Genomic DNA, 19,937 nt, shown 5'->3' with positions numbered 1-19,937 from the left:
ATGTGGCGTGCCGGCTGAGGTAGTTCAGCCGGATTGGCGCTGGTCGCCGAATGCCGATGGTAGGAGCGCACCTGCGGTGAGGCCCGCGGCCACCGCTTCCGCGGCCTCCGCGGCAAGGGCTGCCGCTTGGTGGGCGGCGGCGCGCAGCTGATACGCGTGACGGAAGGCGTCGCCGTAGCGGCGCTGCTCCGCCAGCGGCATGAGGGGGACGCGCAGCCGCAAGGGATTGACCTGGACCGTGGTGGTACCGGTCGACGCGGCAGTGATGTTGGCGGCTGCACCGAGGAATCCAGCGAGGAACCAAGGATCGACGCGTGACGAGTCCGGGCGGAGCAGGTGCAGGGCGGCACCCAGAAGTGCACCGGCGTCCTTTTCGTCTGCAACCCGAGTCATCGACCCCACGCCACTCCCGCCGGCGACCGCGCGCATCAGCACGTCTCCTTCGATGATCGTCTGAGTGGTGTCCGGGTGGGCGTCCCTGATGGTCCCTGAGGGCGCGGTGCCGTCTTGAACGTCACGTGCTGTCAGCACTGGCCGGTGTTCGGTGCTCCCATCCCCGATGCCACCTCCGCTCTTGGAGTCTCGTCCGCCGCTCGGCGCCGCCGCCCGGATCACTGCTAGGGCAGCACCACGGGTGAGATCGGCAACGGTCGCGGTACGCCATTCAAGCGGCGACGTACCGGCCGTCTCCCACTCCCCCTTGCCACTGAACGCGACCAGTTCATCCAGCTGCGAGCCCAGTTGGTTGTGCAGAGCAGTGATTCTGCGGGCGAGCGCCGCCGGGTCGACATCAGCTGCGGCCGCGCGGACCTGCCGGCCTGGCGTGAGGTCGACGATGTCGTCGAGGAGGTCAACCACCGGAACGGCTCGAGCCAGACCCGACTCATCGGCAAAGCTCACCGGGTGTTCGCGATACGCGTTCCACGGTGTCAGCACGCGGTCCGCAAGACCGATCCAGTCGAAGGTGGCACTCCCCCGTGATCCGCTCCGTGCGGGAGCGCCCGGACCTCTGGCGTCCGCAACCTCACCGTCTCCGTCGACGAAGAGCACGGAGGCGCGCTCGGCGGAGCCGGGCTCGGGCCGCTGCAGTATCCAGATGTGCAGGGCGATGTGCAGCGGGTAGGCGACGCGGCCCGGCAGGGAGACGACCGCCCGCACGGCCCCGCTGCGAACGAGTTCGGCGCGGATGCGGCGCGCTGAGGTCCGGAAGGCGAGAGCCGGCGGCAACAGCATGACGACGTACCCTCCGGGCTCGACGTGCGCCAGTGCGTGCTGGACCCAGGCCAGTTCCGACTCGAAGCGTGAGGGGACGCCGTAGGCCCACCTGGGGTCGTAGGCGAGTTCGTCGTGGCCCCAGTCCCGGTCGCCGAAGGGCGGGTTGCACAGCACGGCATCGACCGTCAGGCCGGGAAAGGCATCGGTGCGCAGGCTGTCGCCCGCGGCAATCACGACCTTGCCTCCCGCGGACGGGGCGGGACCGTCGAGCTCGAGGGCCACCGCAGCCCGCTGTGCCTGAAGCGCCAGGGTGTCCTGGCCGTACAGCTCACGTGCGCCGCGCCTGCGGGCGGCGGCCAAGAGCGTGCCACTGCCGCAGGCGGGATCGAGTACGCGCGCCACGGTCCCGGGCAGCAGTCCCGCCATGAGGTCGGCAAGGCCCTCGGGGGTGCGGTAGGTGCCGCTGGCCGCACTCTCGTCGAGTTCGCGCTCCGCCAGGACGTTCAGTGCGGCCTGCGCACCTGCACCGCATACACACGCGAGCAGCGCGCGGATCACGCCAGCATCCTCCGCCTCATATCGCACGGATCGGATCTCAGGTGCCGTCTCGCCGGTCACGAGACCATCTGCCGCCGAGACAAGCCGATCGTCGGGCAGCTTCAGGAATTGATCCCGCTCCTGCTCCGGGAGCCGTGCCACGCCTGCCACCAGCGGGAAGAAGCGGGTGGTGTCCGCGCCCGCCCCGAGGAGCCGCAGCGCCGTCCGCAGGTCCTCCTCCGGCGATGCGGCAGAGGTGTGTCCACGGTCGCGGAGCCACTCCTGGACGGTGCCCAGGTCATAGAGCGGGCTGCTCTCGGTCCCACCGCTGGGCGCGGGGAAGTCGGCATGGCGCCGCCGCCAGTTGCTGACGGTGGCGCGGGTGACCCCGGCGATACGAGAGATCTCAGCAGCCGTCACCTGCGCGGACGGCGGCGTTGCTGACTGTTGCGGCATGGAGGCTCCCGCCCTCTCGGAAGTGGACAGTAAACACGCTACACCATGCCGCCAATCCTTGCATTCGATTGACGATGCTTTCAGTGTCATGCTTATCTAGAACTGCTTGCACGGCTTGTGCTCCATCTGCCACAACGGCAGCCGTGCCCTCGTCCCCACCTCCTCTTCTCCGGGAGCGCACCATGACGACCAGCACCAACCCCGCCCCCACCACACCCGCATCGCAGGCGTCGCCGATCACGGCCGTCGTCCAGCGGCTGGAGTCCTCCGCGCTCTCCGAAGAGGTCGCCTCACTGGTCCGCGAAGTCCTGGAGGGCCTCGACGACTCCGAGGCCGCCGCCATCCGCGGCGTCTACCTGAAGTCGATCACCGTCGAGGGCTTCCGTGGCATCGGGGAGGCCGCCACGCTCCACCTGCCGTCGGGCCCCGGCCTGACGGTGGTGCAGGGGCGCAACGGAAGCGGCAAGTCCAGCTTCGCGGAAGGCATCGAGGTCGCCCTCACCGGGCGCAACCGCCGCTGGGAGGACGAGGACGGCAAGAACGTGCAGACCGCCCAGCAGGACGGCTGGCGCAACCTGCACCACATCGGAGGGCACCGCCTGGAGCTGGAGCTCCTCGCCTCCGGCCGAGTGCGGCCGCTCACGATCACCCGCACCTGGGCCGGCGGCTCGTCGTTCACCGAGTCCGAGTCAGCGGCCCTGGGGCTGGGGCCGACCCCGCTGCCGCTCTCCGCCCTCGGATGGGCGGAGGACCTGAGGTCGTTCCGGCCAATCCTCTCCTACAGCGAACTCGGTCAGATGATGACCGCCAAGCCCAGCCGGATGTACGACCGGCTCGCCACACTCCTCGGTCTCGGAGCGCTCAGCGAGGCGGGCGATCGGCTCGCCGCACGCGAACAGCAGCTGGCGCTGAGCGAGAAGCAGGCGAAGGTCGCGCTGCCGCCGTTGGTAACGGCCCTCACAGAGGTGGCGGACGAACGCGTCCAGGAGGCGGTGACGGCGCTCCAGCAGCGCGTTCCGGACCGGGAGCGCATCCGCTCACTGGTCGCCGGGGCGCCGCTGGCCGACACGACGGAGCTGGCCCGCCTGCACCGGGCGGCCGCGCTCAGCGGCCCGGACACCGACGCGGTGACCGAAGCCGTCGCCTGGCTGCGGGAGGCCGTCGCCACGGCCGAGGACGTACGACACGGTGACGCCGGCGACGCACTCGCCCGTGCTGATCTCCTCGACCGGGCCCTGCGGCTGCGCTCCCAGCACCCCTCGGACCACACCTGCCCGATCTGCCTGAGCGCGGACCGCCTCGACGACGCGTGGGCCGCCGCGGCAACGGCCCAGGCCGATCTGCTCCGCGAGGAGGCCGCCGAGGCCCGGGCCGCGCAGCGGGCCGTACGGGACTCCGCGGAAGGCCTGCGGGCACTGATCCACAGCCGCGCCACCGACCTGCCCGACCACCTGCACGACCTCTGGGACGAGTGGGTCGACTGCCGCGGCATCCGCGACCCGCACGAACTCGCGGCCACCACTGAGAAGCAGGCCGCGGCACTCGCCGACGCCTGCCGTCATGTCCGCCAGGAGGCGGAGCGCCGGCTCGCGGAGCAGGACGAGCAGTGGCGTGGCGCCGTCCCCCAGCTCGCGTCGTGGCTCGCACTGGCCGATGCGGCGGCAGAGGCCAAGCCGCTGCTGGCTCAGGTCAAGAAGGCGAGGGCGTGGCTGAAGGAGGTACAGGCCGAGCTGCGCGAAGCTCGCATGCGCTCGATCGCCGAAACCGCACAGAGTATCTGGCAGTACCTCAGCCAGGAGAGCAACGTCGCCCTGGGCGACGTCACGCTCAAGGGTTCCGAGGCCTACACCGGCCGGGGCGTCGCGCTGAACGTCACCGTGGACGACGTCGACGCCTCCGCCCTTGGTGTCGTCAGCCAGGGCGAACTGTTCTCCCTCGCGCTGGCCCTGTTCCTGCCCCGGGCGATGGCCACGCAGAGCCCGTTCAATTTCATCGTCATCGACGATCCGGTGCAGTCCATGGACCCCCGTAAGGTCGAGGGCCTCGCCCGGCTGTTGGAGGAGATCGCCCGAACCCACCAGGTCGTCGTCTTCTCGCACGACACCCGGCTGCCGGACGCCCTGCGGTTCCACCGGATCAAGGCCGCGATCCTCGAGGTCGGCCGGTTCCGGCGTTCGAAGGTGACCGTCCGCTCCATCGACGACCCGGTCAAGCGTGAACTGGCCGCCGCTCGCGCGGTCGCCAGGGACAACAAGGTCCCCGCCGCGATCCTCGGTGAGGTCCTGCCCGGCCAGTGCCGCCTCGCTCTGGAAGCCGCCCTCCAGGAGTCGGCCCGCCGCACCCTCCTCGGCACCGGCTTGGGCCATCTCGTCATCGAGGAGTGCATCGGTAGGGCCCGTGAGCTGACAGATCTGGCCGCGCTGGCCCTGTTCGGAGAGATCCGGGGCAAGGCCGACGTGTACCGGGAGATCGGCCGCAGACTCGGTCCCGACGCGAGCAGCATCGTCGGACTGTGCAACAAGGGCGCCCACACCACCATCCCGGACACGGCCGACGCCATGGCGTTCATCAACCGGGTGGCTGCTGCCACGGAAGGACTGCGATCCCTGTGACTGCTGCAACCGATGTGCTGACCTCGGCAGACCGCATGACCGCCGCCGCATCGCTTCTCGGCACCGAGGCCTCCGGGGCCCCGCACCCTCGCGCCGCGGTGTTCCTGCTCCGCCGCGCCCTGGAAGCAGGACTCGACGCCTATATCTCCGCCCACCGGCCGGCCCTCGGCCGCTGCCGGACGGAGACCAAGGTCGTCTGGCTCGCCCACCACCTCGACGTCCGGTTGGCCGGCCGGCTCGCGGCGGTCTGGCGCAACCTCAGCGGGGCTTGCCACTACCAGCAGTTCGCGCTGCCCCCGACGGTCGGCGAGCTCCTCGGGTGGCGGGACGAAGTCGCCTTCGTACTGCGCGCCCTTCGCACCTGAATACATGCAGGCTCAGAACAGCGCCTGTGGCGTTGGAAGCGGTTTCAAGCTATCTGCCGCGAGAGAAGCAAGATGGCCGCCGCACCGCATGGGCCGTGGCTAGTATGCCGATGGCTGTCGATCAAGGGGGACCCATGGGAACCGCCGGAAGGCCCGAATTCCTGCCCGGCTGCGAGGTGCCGGCACGTTCCAGGAAGCCGAGCGACACCACCCTGACATGGCTCGTCAGGTTGGCAGATGCGTCGCTAGCCGACCACTGGCGGACTTCCAGCCTGGAAGCATGCAACATGCGCGGCGGCCCAGAACTCGCGGCAGCCTCATTCATCGTCCTGACACCGGGTCCCTGGCACGAGGACTTGCAGCGGATCCTGCATCTGTCCAGAGTGCAGGTTGACCGGCCTAGTTACTCCGCCTCCGAGTACACAGTCGGTCTCTGCTACGTCGCCGGCGCCAAGGGCCTCCCTGCGGGACTGAGGCACCGGGCGGCAGACGCCTTGGCTCACGGCCGTGATGACCTGGGCTACTTGGAAGCCCGCTACCTGCTTCCCAAGAACAGCTGGGATTGGCTGGCGGATGCCGTACGTGACGGGTGGGCGCTGTGGACGGCAAACCTCTTCGCCGCAGACGAGACCGCCCCGCTCACGACCCGCATGCGGGTGGGTCTGGCTCTCGCCGAGCACAAGCACCCCGCCGGGTACGTGCCTGAGGCCGTGGAACAGCTTGCTGCACACCAGGGTGCATCGAGCGCGGCCCGTCTCGCGCTTGCCGTGGCCGTAGCACGACGCGCTCCGAAGGACGCCGTAGGCCTGCTCTGCTGCCTCGCATCGGATCCAACCATCCAGGCCGGACACCGCATGCACGCTATCGGGCTGCTCGACGAGATCGACCTGACGAAAGCCGAGGAGATGCGAGCCTTGCAGACCCGTCTCCCTTCTTCTCAGGCTGCCCGCAAGCAGCACAGGGACACCATCGAGCGTGCGGAGAAGGAAGCCGCGGCAAGGCGCGACCGGGAGACCCCTGAGGCAGCCGTAGAGCGACTTGACTCCAAGATCGAGGAGCTTCTGGGCGACTTGCGCGAGCGAGGCTCGGCGGACTCACTGGCCGATCAGCTCGATAACCACATCGCGGAGGAAAGCTGGGAAGAGGTCGTCCAGGATGTTGCCGACATCTGCCATGTGATCCGTGACGAGGAGGTCGCCTCCTCGCTCCGCCTGCTGGAGGTCCTCACGCAGATCCGGTACGGAAACGGGCCGAGTTCACCGATGGGGGCTTCCGGCTCCGAGGAGCTGGATGCCCGGCAATTCCCTCGGCTGACGCCGGAAGGGCTTAGGGAGTACGCACGGACCGAGGCCGAGCGTGCCTGGGTGTTCTGGAGAGAGCTCGTCGAGAAGCACGGTTGGGATGACGACCAGCTTGGTGAACTCGACCGCCAGGATGAGGAGGTGGACCAGAGCGTGCGCGACTTCGTGGAGCGCAAGACCGGCGACCACCTTCGAGAACTCCAACAACACCTGGTGTGGGAACTCTGGCCCAGCCTCGCAGACGCTGCAGAGCGCAGGGACTACGGCACTGCACGAGACCTCTTGGCCGCCGCAAGACTCCTTGCAGATGAGGCGGAGAACGCGCTCAATCTCTGGAAGACGGCTTCGGCCGAGAACTATGCCTTCGATCCGTTGACGATGTCATGGCCTCACGAGTTCTGGCTGGTTCTGGCGAAGTGGAAGCAGGGCTGGGCAGTCCAGTAACGTCCGGCCGATCGACGTTCGAGGTAGCCGGATCCGCCGTGGGGGCGTGGTATGCACATCGACATCCGGGCCGGAGGCAACTCATCCGGCAAGAGCGACTCTTGCGCCGCCCACCCCAACTGCCCTCAACTGCGATGATTGACTACAGGAGCAGACGATGGACAACAAAGTTTGGCTGATCACCGACGGCGATGGACTTGCGGTCATCGGGAACCCAACGGATGTCAAACGCTTCCTCGCCTCAGAGGGGCTACTGTCCCTTTCGAAGGGCCTCGGGCTGCAAAAACTCGGACCCCTCCTCCGCACCATAGCTGGAATCGCACAGGCAAGTTCTGAAATTTCTGCCAACTCAGCTTGCTGGCTGAAGTTGACCAAGGAGTCTGCACATCTAGTCAAGAAGTTCGGGCTGATGGAAGGCAAGACACCAGGCACCAGTTATGCGATGGTGGGGAAACCTGGCTCAATCAAGTCATGGCTCCAGGTCACGGAGGGCCCCGGCTCGCTCCTGACCAACCCGGCCGTTCTTTCTGGCATCGCGGGGATCATGGCGCAGCTGGCGATGCATCACGAGATGAGTGAGATCAAGAGCTATCTCGCGACGATCGACAAGAAGGTCGACGACATTATTCGCGCCCAGAAGGATTCCGAGTTGGGGAAGGTCTTCGGAGCGAGCCTCGACATCGAGTCGGCCATGAACATTTTGGAACGAGAAGGTCGGGTCGACGATGACACGTGGTCGACCGTTCAGGCCAGGACCCATACGATCACGGACGCCCTGGGCTGGACACTCGGTCGACTCAACGCACTCGCGGAGAGACTGGAGAGCGCGACCAGAATCGGTGATCTCGCCAAGACGGTCGAGGAAGCAGTCTCTGAGGTCGAGGAGTTGCTCGCCGTTGTGGCTCGTTGCTTCGAACTGCAGGACGCGCTCGACGTACTGCGACTGCAGAGGGTCCTGGACGAGTCTCCGGACAAGCTGGACGGGCGTCGGCTCTTGCTGAAGGACGACCGGCAGAAGCGGCGGGAACTCATCTCACAGAAGATTGAGCACCTGATGGCACGTATGGATGCGGCTGCCGATACGGCCAACTCGAATGTGCTGCTGCACTTGCCCGCGCACCGGACCCTGGTGGGCTCGATCAACCGTGTCGGCCTCGTCGTCGATGACTTCCACAGGCCGCTCGGAATCGAGCCCGGTCGACGCTCACTGGAAGCGACACGATGGTGGGACGCGGCTCAGGACCCAGCGCAATTGAAGAACGCGGCCGCAGAGGTCGGGCGCAAAGGGGCCATGGCAGCGGGCGTAGCGGTCGCGGGAGCTGTATTGGTCTTGGCGGGCCGCGCCGCCCTTGACGGCGAGGAGCACGGCGAAGAGGAGTGAGCGCATGTCGACCGCCAGCCGTCGGGCCCTTGGGGCTGAACGAGCCAGCCTCCCATGCTGGTTACCTCTCGACGGACTCGCCCCAGCTCGGTGATCGCCGCACGCCCCGCGGCTACACCTTCACCCGCGAGGAGCCAGGTAACAAGCTCCATCCTCCGGCCATGGGGCCGTGCCCCAGGTCGCCAGAAACCGGCCTCGGGCGGCAGCCGACCTCCACATCCTGCGACCAAGGGTTCGCTCAGTCCAGGCCGACCAGACCGTCCGGGATCCAACCTTCGATGTAGCCCGCAACGAGGGTCGCCAGCTCGGGCGAGGGGACGACCACTGTCGAGGAGGAGAGCAGCTCGGTATCCGACCAGCAGACCATTGGACGACATCTGCCGTGGATCCGACCCCCGGCCGAAGAAGCCCTGGCCAGATAGATCCGTTCTGCCACCCGAACCTGGCCGGTTCCACGGGGGATATAGGCCCAGCGATGTCCGACGGTGTTGCCCCATCTGAACGAGCGCACACCCAACTCGACCATCCCCTTCGCGGCCGCCGCGACCCAGCTCTCCGTCCTGCGGACGGTGACCACCGGCACCCTCATCCCGCCCTCATACCTGCTCGCGGGAATGAGGGCGACCCGCCCCACCTCATCCAGAACGACAAGGACGACCTGCCGCCGCACCAGTGGTGCATACATGCACATATCTCGATCATGACGGCTCCGCTGCGGAGCGCCACTCAAGCGCGCCATCCGAGGCAGGAAGTGGTCAGGCCGGCTGAACGTGAGGCCAGGTGGAAGGCCCTGAGGGTCGGCGACGCGTTCCCGAATCCTGCGATCCGCGTTCCAGGCGACCGGGCGCAGCCCGCCCCGACCTGCAGCTTCGGGGTTTTCTACACGTCCCACTGAGGCGGGGCTTGTCGAGGACCTTGCCGAAACCCGGAAGGGGCTTCGGGCTGGTTGGACAAACGCCCTGGTCAGGCAGTGGGCACGTGCTCCCGGCGACACCCGGGGAAGGGTGGCGCCCGTGTCCGCAGCGGGACAGCCGACTGACCGATGACAGACTAGCGGATCGGACTGCCGGAGATCTCCCCCCGCTGCGCCCCGGCCCCTGTTCTGTTTGTCGACACCTCGCTGATCTGCGTGTTTGCCGGCCGGGTGGCGCTGCCCGGGCGGTGACCCCGGCCGCCCAGGCGGAGCGGCTCCCCCGAGATCGCGGCCGCGTGCGGCCACGAGGTGGCGGCACCGCCCGGGTGGTCGGCGGTTCAACCGGGGGAGCGCCGCGGCTCCGGCCGGTCGAAGGCCCGGCTCCCGGGCGGTACCGCCCAGATCCCCCGAGCTCAGTCAGCCGGCACGATCTCGATGGTGAACAGGACCGGTTCCCCGTCCGGCTGGCCCTGCTGCTCATGCTCGAACCTCAGCTCCCCGGTTCCGGGCCGCACGGCACGGAACAGGAAGGAGTGGGCTCCCAACGAACCCGGGATCTTGCCGGACAGTTCGGCGTCGCTGAGCAGCTCGAACGACTCCGGGCCCCCGATCAGCGGCGTGTAGCGCCAGTCGGATCCGATGCTGGCGTTGGTCTCCAGGTCCACCACGACCAGCCCGTTGAGCTGGACCTGGAGCGGCCTGCCCAGGTCCGCCTGGGACAGGACGAGGAACTGCGTCGGCGCGGTGACAGACGTCATCGTCATTCGCTCCTTCCGAGAACGCGGGACCCGGACACGATCACGGGTTCACGAGAGCCGTGACCCTGCTCGTCCGATGTCTTCGGAGCGGCTTCCCCCGCGCGCCCCCGCATGCCGGTGACATGGTCCCGGGCGCAGCTCCGGCCCCGCGTTCCCCAGCGTAGGCACGCGGGCACCCGTCCTCATCCGTACCGGCCATTCGGGTGAACGGATGCCTGTGGGGCCTCGGCCGCGGGCGGATCGTCCTGGTGTCTCCGGTGCGGGGACCACCCACCCGGCGAGGCCGGAACCCACGACCGGCTCGACGTCGGTGCCGACGCGTTCGGCACGTCACCGGATCGACCGGCCGCTTCGGGGATCCGGCCGATCCGGCCCCGCCCCATCGTCACTGTCGGCCCTCGATCGGCCGCCGCTCGGCGGTTGTGCCGAGCGGATCCGGCGGGGCCGGACGGGCCGGGCGGCTGGAGGGCCGGGTGGCGATGGGGCGTCAGGAGCAGTCCAGTAGCCTGCGAAGGACCCAACCGCTCCATCGCCACGACGAGGCCTGCCCGATGAGACCAGCTGCCGCTTCGAGCACGGTTGTCCGACTGCTGGGGCAGGTGTGGCTGTGGCCGGCGCTGGCCATGCTCGCGGTCGGGACGTACCGGCTCGGGACGCCCGAGCTGTGGCGGGACGAGGTGGCGACCTGGACGGTGGCCACCCGGTCGCTCGGTGATCTGCTCCGGCTGCTGCAGCACATCGATGCCAGCAACGGGGCCTACTACCTGCTGATGCATGGCTGGACGGCGCTGTTCGGCGACTCGGCGATCGCGCTGCGGCTGCCCTCGGTGCTGGCGATGGCCGGCGCGGCGGCGTTCGTGGCGCTCACCGCGGAGCGGCTGTTCGGCGGGCGGGTCGCGGCGATCGGCGGGGGGCTGCTGTTCACGGTGGTGCCGCTGGTCTCGCGGTACGCGCAGGAGGCCCGCTCGTACGCGCTGGTCACCTGCGCGGTCGCGGCGGCCACCTGGTTCCTGCTGCGTGCGCTGGAGCGGCCGGGGCTGCGGCGCTGGGCGCCGTACGGCGTGGCGATGGCGGCGGCGGGCGCGGGGCATCTGATCTCGCTCAGCACCCTCGCCGGGCAGCTGATGGTGGTGGCGCTGCACCTGTGGCGCACCCGGGGCGCGGTGGAGCGGCGGCTGTTCTGGCAGTACCCGCTGGCGGTGGGTGCGGCGGCGCTGCCGGTGGTGCCGGTGGTGGTGCTGGGCAGCCGGCAGTCGGGCCAGCAGCTGGGCTGGATAGGGACGCCCTCGCTGAGCGAGCTGTGGCACTTCGGTGAGCCGCTGTTCGGCTCGGCCTCGGTGTTCCACAGCTTCGTCCTGCTCGCGCTGCTGGTGCTGGTGCTGCCCGCGCGGCGGCTGCCCGCCCTCCAGCTGCTGCTGCTCGCGGTGGTGCCGGTGGTGGGCGTCTGGCTGGTGTCACGCGGCAGCACCTCGTACTTCGTCGACCGGTATCTGCTGTTCACGCTGCCCGCCTGGGCGGCGCTGGGCGGTGGCGGGGTCCGCGCGGTGTACACGACGGTGGCTGCCGCGGCCCGGCGCAGCCGGACGCCGGGGCAGCTCCGGGCCGCCGGGGCGCTGCTGGCGGTCGGGTTGCTCGCGGTGCCCGCGCTGGTGGCGCTGCCCAAGCAGTCCTCGGTGCGGTACGCGGGTTCGCACTCGCGCTCGAAGGAGCCCTACCGGGCGGCCGCCGGGCTGATAGCGGCCGGGTACCGGCCCGGGGACGGGCTGGCGGCCCCGCTCGGCGACCAGAGCTGGGCGATGATCTGGGCGGGTGTCTCCTACTATCTGCCGGACGGTGTGCGGCCGTCCCCGGTCTTCGTCGAGCGCAGCGCCCTCCAGGCGGAGGGCCTCTTCCCGGTCGGCTGTCCGCGGCCCGCCGAGTGCGTGGGGCAGGGGCAGCGCATATGGCTGCTGGTGCTCGGGGACACCGCCGATCCGCTGGCCGCGATGCCGGAGGACCAGGCGCGGGTGCTCCGGTCCCGGTACGGCGCGCCGGGCCGGGTGACGCCGCTCGGTGGGGTGACGCTCGCGCTGCTGGACCGTACCGGCTGAGCCTGCGGTCCGTTCGCGGGCGCGCGGCCCGGATGCGGGTGGCCGGGGGCCGGGTGACCATGGAGCCCGGTGATCAGGGCGCCCCGGACGCCCGTCCGGCGGCGGCCGAGGAGGACGAGCCCGTGAGCGAGCAGCCGACCGGTCCGCCCCCGGGCGACGACGGCAGCGGCGGGTGCGGGACCGGCGGCAGCGGCAGCGCAGGCGGGGACGGGAAGCCCCCGGACGGCGGGAAGTGGCGGCGGACGGCCCGGCTGCGGGAGCGGTCGGCGGAGCTGACGCGGTTCGCGCGCGGGCTGCCCGACCAGGTGCCGCTGGTGGGCCGGGCGGTCGGCCAGCTGCTGCGGGTGAACCTGCTGGACTGCGCCACCCGGCTGGCCGCCCAGGCCTTTCTGAGCGCACTGCCCGCGCTGTTCGTGGTGTCGGTGTTCGCCCCGACGGCGATCCGCACCGGTGTGCTGGACTCGCTCCGTACCGAGCTTGGCGTGCAGGGGGCGGCGCAGCAGTCGCTGCAGCAGCTGCTGGCGACGAGCCACGAGGAGGACACCGGCTTCGGGGTGGTCGGCGCGCTGGTGACGCTGCTGTCGGCGACGGCGCTCAGCCGGGCGATGCAGCGGGTCTGCGAGCGCTGCTGGGAGCTGCCGAGGGCGGGCACGCGCCTGGCGGCCTGGCGCTGGCTGGTCTGGCTGGCGGTCTGGCTGATCTGGCTGGCCTTGCAGACGCCGGTACGGGACGGTTTCGGCGCGGGCGCCTGGCTGGGGCTGCCGCTGGCCTTCCTGAGCACCACCGCGCTCTGGTGGTGGACGCAGCACCTGCTGCTGGGTGGCCGGGCGCGCTGGCTGCCGCTGCTGCCGGGGGCGCTGCTCTGCGGGGTGACGGTGATGGCCCTCGGGGTGGCGGCGCGGATCTATCTGCCGCACGCGATGGCGAAGAGCGTGGCGGAGTTCGGCGCGTACGGGGTGATCTTCACCGGTCTGTCCTGGCTGATCGTGCTGTTCGCCGGGTTGACGCTGGCGCTGGCGCTGGGCCGGGTGGTGGCGGAGGAGGAGCCGGTCGCGCACGTTCTGGGCACCCGCACCGAACCGGGCGTCTGGGGCGGCACCCGGTTCTGACCGCGCGTTCCGGCGGCGCCCGGGGCCGGAACGGCGGGAGGGGGAGCCGGCCGGGCCGGCTCCCCCTCCGTCAGGGCCTCAGGGGCCGGTGGCCGCTCAGAGCGTGCGGGTGAGCCGGGAGAGGATGGACGGCGGGGTCAGGTCGGACTGGAGGACCACCGGGACCTCGACCCGGTTGTCGCCCTCGCCCGAGCGCAGAACGCCGACCTCGGTCCCGGCCTGGGCCTTGTGGCCGATCTTCGCCGGGTCCAGGGTGAGGGTGGCGGTGATGCCGGGGAAGCCGGCCACCGTGAGGTCCTTGGCCGCGACGACCGGGACCTTGCCGCCGAGCCCGTCGTCGACCTGGCCGACCACGTCGCCCTGCTTGACGGGGGTCTGTCCGGTCAGCCCGTTCTGGGCGGCCTGGATCTGCTTGGCGCTGACGTTCTGGACCACCTTGAGGATGCCCTCGGTGGCGGTCGCGGGCTGGCCGAGGGTGACGCCGAGGATCAGCCGCCTGACGCCGCCGATCTCCTTGTACGCGGCCCACATCAGGCAGCCGCCGGCCGGGGTGCTGGAACCGGTCTTGACACCGATGATCCCGTTCTTCGGGGAGATCAGCTGGTTGGTGTTGTAGATCTTCTGGCCGTTGAAGGTGGTGTCGGGGGTGGAGACGATCTGCCGGAAGACCTCGTTCTGCATGACCCGCTCGGCGAGCTTCAGCTGGTCCTTGGCGGTGCTCTTGGTGTCGGCGATGAACCCGGCCGGGTCGGCGTAGACGGTGTTGGTCATGCCGAACGCGGCGGCGGTGTCGTTCATCTTCTTCACGAACGCCTCCTCCGAGCCGGAGTCCCAGCGGGCGAGCAGCCGGGCCACGTTGTTGGCGGAGGGGAGCATCAGCATCTCCAGCGCCTCGTACTGGGTGAGCTGCTGGTTCTCGACGAGGGTGACCTTGGACTCGTCGACGTTGCCGGACTCCTGGGCGGCCTGCTTGTCGACGGTGATCTTCGGGCCGCTCTCCCCCTTCTTCAGGGGGTGCGCCTGGAGGATCAGGTAGGCGTTCATGACCTTGGTGACGCTGGCGATCGAGGCCGGCGTCTCCGGGCCGGAGCTGCCGAGGCTGCCGACCCCGACCACCTCGGCGGCGGACTGCCCCTTGGCGGGCCAGGCAAGGTCGAGCGGGTCGCCGCCGAAGGCGAAGCTGCCCGGGGAGGTCGACTTCACCCTGGTGTTCGGCAGCGGCCGGAGCAGCTGGGCGGTCGCCACCGCGCCGAGGACGACGGCCAGGAAGACGGTCCAGATGGTGATCCGCTTGAGCGCGCGGCGAAGCGGCGAGACCGGGCGGGCGTTGAGCGCCGCCAGGACCTCCATGGCCTCGGCCGTCGTCTCCGGCCTCGGCATCGGCTCGGGGACGGGCAGCGGCTCGGGCCTCGGCAGCGGCGGTGCGGGCGGCACCGGCTGCCGGTCGGGCGTGGGGAGCGGCTCGGGGACCGGGACCGGTACGGGCTTCGGGGCCGGCTTGCGGGCGGGCTCGGGCTTCGGTGTCGGCTCCGGCTCGGGCGTCGGCTCCGGCTCGGGGACGGGCTCCGGCTCGGGGACGGGCTCCGGCTCGGGGACGGGCTCGGGAACGGGCTCGGGCTCCGGCCCGGGAACGGGGGCCGGACCGGGCAGCGGCTTCGGCGCCGGCGGTTCGGGGACGGTACCGGCGGCGGGGGCCCGGGACGCCCGGGGCTTCTCCGGTCTCCCGGCCGGCTCGGACTCGGCGGGCTCGGCGGGCTGCTCGGGCTGTTCGGCGGCCTCCGTCTCGGCCTGGTCCGCGTTCCGAACGTCCTCGGCCTTCTCGGCCTTCTCCGTTTCCTCTTCCTCGGGCTTCTCGCCCTTCTCCGCCTTCTCGACGTCCGCGGCCTCGGCGGCGCCCTCGGCAGCTCCCCCGGCGCCCGCGGCACCCCCGGACCGGTCCGCCTCCGGTGCGTCGGCCGCCTTCTCCACCGCCTTCGCGACCCCTCCCGCCCCGGCCGCCACGGCCGCCACGGCCGTCCGGATCGCAAGACGCGGATCGACGGCGGCCGGGCGCTCGGCCGGCGCGGCGGCGGCACCCGTCGGCGTTCCGGCCGCCTCTTCACCGCTCTCACCGCCGTCACCTGCGGAACCGTCAGGGCCCACCGGCCTCAGCACCTCGTCGGGCAGGCGCAGCGCGGTGGTCGCGTTGTCGACCGGCAGGCGCAGCATGGTGGTTCGGGTGTCCACATCCCGGACACGGAGCTGCACGGTCGAGCCGGCCTTCGCCGCTCGCGGCGCACCGCCCGCCGCGGGTTCGGCGGCGCCGTCGGCCCCGGTTCCGTCGGCGGCCCCGGTTCCGTCGGCGGCCCCGGTTCCGTCGGCGGCCTCGGCTGCGTCGGCGTCGTCCGGCTCGGCCGGAGCCGCGGCCCTCGCCGCCGAAGCGGCGGCCGGAGCGCCGGCCGGAGCGCCGGCCGGAGCGGTGCCGGTGCCGACACCGGCCCGCTCGCGGTCCCGCTCCTGCTCCCGCTCGCCGTCCCGCAGCACCCTGTCGGGGGACTCGCCCACGTAACCCAGCCTCCTCAACGCCCGGCGGGGCACCGGCAGACCCGATTTCGGGAAGCCGACGCCCCGCCCCATGTACCAGTACAGTCTCCGCCACCGGCGGCCGTTCCGACCGCCCACACCCCGCCCGACCGGCGCGTATTGTCGCCGCACGGCCGCACTCCGGGCTGTCCCCCGGTCAGACGCCCACCCTGCCGCCGCCGGTTCCCCGGCCCCGCCGCAAGGTCACGATTCGGAGGCGTACTCGACAAGCCCGTGTGAGAGGCGTCACGCTGTCATTCATCCACGCGGGGAGGCTTGGATGGGCAAGAGCCGCAGAACTGTTCCCGAGGAACTCTTGTTGCTCGCTTTGGACCCGACCACGGGCACCACGGCGCAGCCGCAGACCCTCGACCTCGGACTTGCCGGGGCACAGCTCGTCGAGCTGTCCCTGGCCGGACGGATCGTCCCGGAGGGAGACCGGATCGCCGTGGTGCTGCCACGGCCGACCGGCGACCCGACGCTGGACCACGCACTGGAGTTGCTGCGCCGACGCGGCAGCCCGGTTCGCGCTGCGCACTGGATCGGCGGGCCCCGGCTGGGGCTGCGGCAGACCTATCTGGCGCACCTGGAACGGTGCGGCATGGTGACCGCCGTGCCGGGCCAGGTGTGCGGGGTCCTGCCGACGACGCGCTATCAGGCGTCCGACGACTGCACCAACGCCGCGATAAAGCAGCGGCTGGACACCGCGATCCGCACCGGCGTGCCGCCGGACCCGCGGACGGCCGCGCTCGCGGCCCTGGCCCACTCGGTGGGTCTGGGCAAGCACCTGTACCCCGGCAACGAGGGGCGGTCGTCGCGGTCCCGGCTGCGCGATCTGATCCGCTACGACCCGCTGGGCGGGATGGTCGCGCACGCCGTGATGGACGTGCAGAACGGCCTGCCGGCCCAGCAGAACCGCTCGCCGCAGGGCGGCGCCCCGGCCGGCACCGGCCGTCCGGGTCAGCGCACGGCGGGTCGCGGCGCGGCCGGCGGGCGGGCCACACCGTCCCGCGTCGGCGTCCGCTGACGGAGACTCCCGAGGGCTCCGGCCGCACCACCGACGCCGACCGCACCGACCGCACCGACCGCACCGACGGCCGTGTCGACAGACGCACCGGCCGTCGGTCGTCGGGCCGGTCCCACGGCCCGACGAACCGGTCCCACGGCCCGCACGGCCCGTCCGGCGGCCCGTACGGCCGCGCAGGTTCCCGGCGGGAACGTCGTCCGGCGCGCGAGGCGGCGCGCGGCGCATCGCTCGCGCCGCCAGTCCGCGGCGGGCTCCCGAGTGAGTCACCCGGGTGAGCAACCCCGGTGACAGCGGCGGGACCGAGCAGTACCCAGCAGGGCAGAGGGGCGATCGCCCGCGACGGAAGTCGCCCGGCGACCGCCCCTCTGCCGTCCCCGCACCCGGCCCGGATGCCATGGCGGAGACCGGTCCACAACACCCGGGCACGTGCCATCAGCATGTGCCTCAGCGGATACCGTCTCCGCAACACCCGTTCACCGCCACCGCGGCCCGGCCGCGGCACCACCACCGCCATCGCACCACGGCAGCACCACCGCCATCGCACCATCACCGCACTACCGGATCGAGCCGCACCACCGCCATACCATCCGGAGGCACCCGCCGTCTCGCCGAAGCGCTTTTCTGATGATCCGATCTACCGCGCTCATGCGATTCCCCGGCGCCGACCTGATCCAAGGTGACATGCTGCTCCAAGTCAGGGGGGTTGGTCCCAATTTCAACAGTGTTCCGAGGGCTGCCGGTCCAACGATCACCCGAGGTCCGGCCGGAGGTCGACGTGTCCGCGAACATCAATCCCACCGTGCGCCGCAGGCGCCTTGGTTCCGAACTCCGCAAGCTGCGCGAGGGCCTGGCGATGACGGCCGAGGAGGTGGCCGGCCGGCTGATGGTCTCCCAGTCGAAGATCAGCCGCCTGGAGAACGGCCGCCGCAGCATCAGCCAGCGCGATGTGCGCGACCTCTGCGACGTCTACAACGTGACCGACGAGCAGATGCGCGCCAGTCTGATGGAGATGGCCAAGGAGTCGCGCCAGCGCGGCTGGTGGCACGACTTCAACGACATGCCGACCCCGTACAGCGTCTACATCGGGCTGGAGGCCGAGGCCTCCTCGATCCGCGCGTACGAGTCCTCGTTCGTCCCCGGCCTGTTGCAGACCGAGCAGTACGCGCAGGCCGTGGTGGAGGGCACCCAGCCGGACACCGACGCGCTCTCCGTGCAACGGCGGGTCCAGGTCCGGATGAAGCGCCAGGACCGCGTCCACGGGGAGAACCGGCTGGGCAGTCTCTGGACGGTGATAGACGAGGCGGTGCTGCGCCGGGAGGTCGGCAGCCGTGAGGTGATGGCCGGCCAGCTGAAGCACATGCTGGAGCTGAGCCAGCGCTCCAACATCACCATCCAGGTGATCCCGTTCTCGCACGGTGCCCACCCCGGTATGACCGGGACATTCTCCCTGTTGGAGTTCCCCGAGTCAGCCGATTCGACGGTTGTCTACTTCGAAGGGGTGACGAGTGATCTCTACCTCGAGAAGGACGCGGACGTGCGCCGCTATACCAGTCTCTACGACCACCTGCGCGCAGCGGCGCTCGGAGTGGCGGAGAGCCGGTCACTGATAGCCACGATTGAAGAGGGATACCACGAATGAGCACCACCTTCGAGAACAGGACGGCCTGGCGGAAGAGCAGTCACAGCGGCGGCAACGGCGCCTGTGTGGAGATCGCCACCCCGCTGGCGGACGCGGTGTCGGTCCGGGATTCCAAGGATCCGGAAGGCCCGCAACTGCACTTCTCGTCCGACGCCTGGAATGCCTTCGCCACCGCCGCCGGGACAGGGGCGTTCGGCGGATTCTGATCCTGGCCCGGTCCCGTCCGGGTCCGGGGGTCCGTTCTCGGCCCAGCTGCCCGTAGCGGTGCCCGTCGTCCTCCCCCGGCGACGGGCACCGCTACGGGCAACTGTGCGTCCTGGAAGCGGCGTTCAGCCCAGCACCGGATAGCGGGTGGCCCAGGCGGCGCCCTCCGGGGTCTCCTGGCCGTGCAGTTCGGGGCCGTGCATCAGTTCCAGGACGAAGTCGTCGGCCAGTTCCAGGATCGCCCCGCGCCCCTCCACACCGGCCACCAGGCCGGGCGGCAGCGCGGTGTCACCGTGCAGCACCCCGAGCAGGTTGCCGCAGATCGCGCCGGTGGAGTCGCTGTCCCCGGAGTGGTTCACCGCCAGCAGCAGGCCCGACCGCACGTCGTGGGCGACCAGCGCGCAGTACACCCCGATCGCCAGCGCCTCCTCGGCGACCCAGCCCTCCCCCAGCGCCTCGACCCGCTCGGCGGACGGCTCGCCCGCCCGGACGGCGTCCAGCGCGGCCCGCAGCGCGGCCGTGGTCTCCTCGTGCGCCGGCCGCTCGGAGAGCAGGGCCAGCGCGAGGTGGACGCCCTCCTCCAGGGTGCCGCCGCGGGCCACGGTCTGGACGATCACCGCCAGCGCCCCGGCCGAGAGGTAGCCGGTGGGGTGGCCGTGGGTGAGCACCGAGCACTCCACCGCCAGCTGGAACACCAGGCCCGGCTCCCAGGTGGTGAGCAGCCCGAACGGCGCGGCCCGCATCACCGTGCCGCAGCCCTTGGAGTGCGGGTTCTTGGGTGCGTCCAGGGTGCCCAGCCGGTCGGCGTCCGGCCCGGAGAGGCCGGAGAGGCAGGCCTGGCCGGGGGCCCGCTGGGCGTACAGCCACTCCTCGCGGCCGAGCCAGCCGAGGTCGGCCCGGCGCTCGTCCGGGCCCCAGTCGCGCTGGGTGGCGGCCCAGCGCAGATAGGCGAGGTGGATGTCGGTGGGCGGGTGCCAACTGCCGGTGTCCCGGCGGACATGGGCGCGGATCAGGCCGTCGAGGGTGAACAGCACCATCTGGGTGTCGTCGGTGATCGCGCCGCTCCGCCCGTACGCGGGGACGTAGCCGGTCACCCCGTGCGGGCCGTGCACCGCCCGTATCCTGTCCAGCGACTCGAACTCGATTCCGGCGCCGAGCGCGTCGCCGATCGCCCCGCCGAGCAGACAGCCCCGCACCCGGCTGCGGAAGTCCTGCTGCTGTGCGCGTGACCACAGTGGCATCACGACGAGGTGCCTTTCGTCCGGGGAACAGGCGCGCGACGCACGGCCGGTCGCGCGCCTTCGCACTGTATTCGAATGCCCGA

The 19,937-nt window shown here is 70.9% G+C and carries 14 protein-coding genes; 9 read left to right on the top strand and 5 right to left on the bottom strand.

Translation table 11 applies throughout. The features are described 5' to 3' along the window. Positions 1–24: 24 nt before the first annotated feature. The gene (locus ACIQIB_RS34570) at positions 25–2,208 is read right to left on the bottom strand and encodes an N-6 DNA methylase (protein WP_400762877.1); all 2,184 of its coding nucleotides are present in this window, start codon (positions 2,206–2,208) and stop codon (positions 25–27) included. Between the two features lie 182 nt (positions 2,209–2,390). Here ACIQIB_RS34570 and ACIQIB_RS34565 point away from each other — a divergent pair, with 182 nt between their 5' ends. From ACIQIB_RS34565 to ACIQIB_RS34550, 4 genes are all read left to right on the top strand, one after another. Further along, positions 2,391–4,820 (top strand): AAA family ATPase, encoded by a 2,430-nt coding sequence (locus ACIQIB_RS34565; RefSeq protein WP_400762875.1) that lies wholly within the window; start codon positions 2,391–2,393, stop codon positions 4,818–4,820. After that, positions 4,817–5,185: a hypothetical protein gene (locus ACIQIB_RS34560; RefSeq protein WP_400762873.1), complete on the top strand. Its 369-nt coding sequence runs from the start codon at positions 4,817–4,819 to the stop codon at positions 5,183–5,185. The genes ACIQIB_RS34565 and ACIQIB_RS34560 overlap by 4 nt, the downstream gene beginning before the upstream one ends. Positions 5,186–5,319: 134 nt before the next feature. Further along, positions 5,320–6,930, top strand: a complete 1,611-nt coding sequence (locus tag ACIQIB_RS34555) for a hypothetical protein (protein ID WP_400762871.1) — start codon at positions 5,320–5,322, stop codon at positions 6,928–6,930. A gap of 157 nt (positions 6,931–7,087) precedes the next feature. Next, positions 7,088–8,311 (top strand): hypothetical protein, encoded by a 1,224-nt coding sequence (locus ACIQIB_RS34550; protein WP_400762869.1) that lies wholly within the window; start codon positions 7,088–7,090, stop codon positions 8,309–8,311. Positions 8,312–8,549: 238 nt separating this feature from the next. Here the strand turns inward: ACIQIB_RS34550 and ACIQIB_RS34545 are convergent, their stop codons facing one another. Together ACIQIB_RS34545 and ACIQIB_RS34540 are read right to left on the bottom strand one after the other, a co-directional pair. Beyond that, positions 8,550–8,996: a hypothetical protein gene (locus tag ACIQIB_RS34545; protein WP_400762868.1), complete on the bottom strand. Its 447-nt coding sequence runs from the start codon at positions 8,994–8,996 to the stop codon at positions 8,550–8,552. 641 nt (positions 8,997–9,637) lie between these two features. Then, a complete protein-coding gene (locus ACIQIB_RS34540) occupies positions 9,638–9,982 on the bottom strand; it encodes a protease inhibitor I42 family protein (RefSeq protein WP_400762866.1) in 345 nt (114 codons plus the stop codon). Positions 9,983–10,581: 599 nt separating this feature from the next. On the opposite strand from ACIQIB_RS34540, the gene ACIQIB_RS34535 reads away from it, so the two are divergent. Continuing rightward, complete coding sequence (locus ACIQIB_RS34535; RefSeq protein WP_363606904.1) at positions 10,582–12,072, top strand: glycosyltransferase family 39 protein; 1,491 nt, start codon at positions 10,582–10,584, stop codon at positions 12,070–12,072. Positions 12,073–12,194: 122 nt separating this feature from the next. Further along, positions 12,195–13,181, top strand: coding sequence for a ribonuclease BN (locus ACIQIB_RS34530; RefSeq protein WP_400762864.1), 987 nt, complete (start codon positions 12,195–12,197; stop codon positions 13,179–13,181). A gap of 96 nt (positions 13,182–13,277) precedes the next feature. Here the strand turns inward: ACIQIB_RS34530 and ACIQIB_RS34525 are convergent, their stop codons facing one another. Next, positions 13,278–15,725, bottom strand: a complete 2,448-nt coding sequence (locus ACIQIB_RS34525; protein WP_400762862.1) for a hypothetical protein — start codon at positions 15,723–15,725, stop codon at positions 13,278–13,280. Between the two features lie 298 nt (positions 15,726–16,023). Here ACIQIB_RS34525 and ACIQIB_RS34520 point away from each other — a divergent pair, with 298 nt between their 5' ends. From ACIQIB_RS34520 to ACIQIB_RS34510, 3 genes are all read left to right on the top strand, one after another. Further along, complete coding sequence (locus tag ACIQIB_RS34520) at positions 16,024–16,770, top strand: GPP34 family phosphoprotein (RefSeq protein WP_363606901.1); 747 nt, start codon at positions 16,024–16,026, stop codon at positions 16,768–16,770. Between the two features lie 775 nt (positions 16,771–17,545). Next, on the top strand, positions 17,546–18,409 hold the full coding sequence (locus ACIQIB_RS34515) for a helix-turn-helix transcriptional regulator (RefSeq protein WP_363606899.1): 864 nt from the start codon (positions 17,546–17,548) through the stop codon (positions 18,407–18,409). Further along, on the top strand, positions 18,406–18,615 hold the full coding sequence (locus tag ACIQIB_RS34510) for a DUF397 domain-containing protein (RefSeq protein WP_363606898.1): 210 nt from the start codon (positions 18,406–18,408) through the stop codon (positions 18,613–18,615). Before ACIQIB_RS34515 ends, ACIQIB_RS34510 begins: the two co-directional genes overlap by 4 nt. 123 nt (positions 18,616–18,738) lie before the next feature. Here the strand turns inward: ACIQIB_RS34510 and ACIQIB_RS34505 are convergent, their stop codons facing one another. Next, positions 18,739–19,854, bottom strand: a complete 1,116-nt coding sequence (locus ACIQIB_RS34505) for an ADP-ribosylglycohydrolase family protein (protein ID WP_363606897.1) — start codon at positions 19,852–19,854, stop codon at positions 18,739–18,741. Between the last annotated feature and the right edge of the window lie 83 nt (positions 19,855–19,937).

It is taken from the genome of Kitasatospora sp. NPDC092286, from assembly GCF_044755565.1.
Classification (GTDB): Bacteria; Actinomycetota; Actinomycetes; order Streptomycetales; family Streptomycetaceae; genus Kitasatospora.
The sequence above is the reverse complement of the archived record's forward strand: the minus strand, read 5'-3'. Positions and strand labels throughout refer to the sequence as shown.